Genomic DNA, 509 nt, shown 5'->3' on the forward strand with positions numbered 1-509 from the left:
TCTTGCCGGAGGAGGACATTGGAATGAACGTGTGGGTCGGTGGAATCCTGCAGGCAGGTGCCGGAGCAATATATCGCGAATCTATTCCAGCGGGTTCACCACAGCTTTTTCGTCGGGTGCTTGTGCAAGAAGAGCGCATCGCCTATGCTCCCCATCGGCATATCGCTAATATATTTACAGCCTATTAAAAGGCGTTCACTTTCCCGGCCCGTGCGCCGATCCCATTGTTTTCAACAGGTAGAACCTCATGAGCGACAACATCTTCACCGGCACCATTCCCGCACTCATGACCCCGTGCACCCCCGACCGCCAGCCCGACTTCGACGCCCTGGTGGCGCAGGGTCGCTCGTTGGTGGACGCCGGCATGAGCGCCGTCGTCTACTGCGGCTCGATGGGCGACTGGCCCCTGCTGAGCGAGGCGCAGCGACAGGAAGGCGTGGCCCGTCTGGTGGCCGCCGGCATCCCCACCATCGTGGGCACCGGCGCGGTCAATTCGCGCGAAGCGGTGT

2 protein-coding genes are annotated in these 509 nt (G+C 61.5%); both read left to right on the forward strand.

The features are described from left to right. Positions 1–188: hypothetical protein (locus GVN67_RS30255; RefSeq protein ID WP_235035622.1), on the forward strand; the 188-nt coding region annotated here is incomplete at its 5' end. 59 nt (positions 189–247) lie between these two features. Next, positions 248–509 (forward strand): dihydrodipicolinate synthase family protein (locus tag GVN67_RS29200; protein ID WP_200845452.1); only part of this gene is annotated, 262 nt, incomplete at its 3' end.

The organism is Roseomonas sp. 18066 (genome assembly GCF_902706185.1).
GTDB lineage: Bacteria > Pseudomonadota > Alphaproteobacteria > Acetobacterales > Acetobacteraceae > Pseudoroseomonas.